Genomic DNA, 1,491 nt, shown 5'->3' with positions numbered 1-1,491 from the left:
AGTCCAATGGCACTGAAAAAGGCTTAATCACACCCTCCGTTTAGCTTTCAAGACAGAACGAGGTTCCTGCATTCGAGGATATGGTTTCGGCCTGCGTTTCAAAACTCTAGGTTCAGAACGCTCAGGTCGAATCGTGAGTAAATTAGTTGCCACCTGTTCCAAAAGTAATTGACGCCATTGTCGCTGTTGGCGTTTTCCTGTAGTTGCCAACAGCGTCAATAACAGATTAAACTGCTGCCTAGTTGATTGGAATGAGAGTTCAAAAACTGTATTTTTTGACGAAGATACAGCCTGCCACATAATAGTACGCAATAAAGTGTAAGCTAATAAGTGTGTCCAAATTTCTTTTCTTACCATCACCGGAGTTTTAGCTGTTAACATCTCCATTTTTAACGTGGTTTTGAGATAGCGTAAATTGACTTCTGCTGCCGACCAACGAAACCCATATAAAGAAGTCAATTTTTCAACAGTGTAGCGTTTGGCATCCACTAATGTTGTCACTATAATGATACGCTCAGCTCTGAAGCCACGGCGCTTAATTCGTAAGCATACTTCCCGGACGATGAAACTAGACGGCAATGCCTCGAATTCCTCAAAAGTCATGTGGTTGGGACACTGTTGGGGCTTATTCCAGATGACTTTGTGATCGCCAATTCCCAACTTTTTCCCCCGTCGAAAGTCAGTTTTGCGGAGATGATTTTTACGGAAAACAGCATCTGCTCCTTGCTGTTTCACCAAAACTAAATCGACATAATTACCATAAGCTTGATCTGCCAATATCACATCGTCGGAGACTAAATTTGCATAAATCAAACGGCTCATCACAATCTCACTCGTCGCCAAAGAAGCTATGCCAGCGGCTACCACAGCCCCAGTTAGTAATGAAAAGAGTACCACTATTTTAGCGATGGGAAATCCACACCCAGTTTTTTGATTGCTGTGTTGCGGATACTCAGCTTGATTGGCAGCAGTATCACTCATCAATACAGTTGTGCCGTCTAATACCCGCACCCGTCGTCCACACCATTGTTGTTCTATGGGAACTTGCTTTTCTAGTGCCTCTGCCACTATGGGTACTAACTGTTGGACAAGTCTTTCGGGTAGTCGCTTACGAGCTTTACTGTATGCCCCTGTGTCTGAAGAAGGAGACTTGACTCCGGCCGCACTCAGCCACGTACTCATCCGCTTCACGGCTTGACTCAAACTTTTGTCGGGATCGAGTACCTGGGATATCATCGCCCACAGGGTGACTATGGGTGTGTAGATGCTTTGGTAGTAGGTGATCTTCTCATTCGCTAGAAGCTCACCTACTAAGGAATCTGGCAGCAGCTTTTCCCAAGGTGAGGCAACGCTCTGCAAAAATTGTTGTTTGAGAATGCACGCACGATTTGGCATTGCCGGGAGAGAGATATTTTGGTTTGTAAGGCAATTATCTATGTATATCTTGCCTTACAGATTTTTTTTGGCTCACTTTTTCAGTGCCATTGGACT

1 protein-coding gene is annotated in these 1,491 nt (G+C 44.5%); it reads right to left on the bottom strand.

Going from position 1 to position 1,491, the window contains the following annotated elements:
* Positions 1 to 27: 27 nt before the first annotated feature.
* Positions 28 to 1,395 (bottom strand): IS4 family transposase, encoded by a 1,368-nt coding sequence (locus tag Q5691_RS27505; RefSeq protein ID WP_333211546.1) that lies wholly within the window; start codon positions 1,393 to 1,395, stop codon positions 28 to 30.
* Between the last annotated feature and the right edge of the window lie 96 nt (positions 1,396 to 1,491).

The organism is Microcoleus sp. w1-18aA5 (assembly GCF_036701705.1).
Lineage (GTDB): Bacteria > Cyanobacteriota > Cyanobacteriia > Cyanobacteriales > Microcoleaceae > Microcoleus.
Note: the sequence above shows the minus strand (reverse complement) of the source record. Positions and strands in the feature narration are given on the sequence as shown.

Excerpts from the sequence above, each read along its gene's own strand:
- Q5691_RS27505 (WP_333211546.1), bottom strand. The coding sequence starts at position 1,395 with ATGCCAAATCGTGCGTGCATTCTCAAACAACAATTTTTGCAGAGCGTT.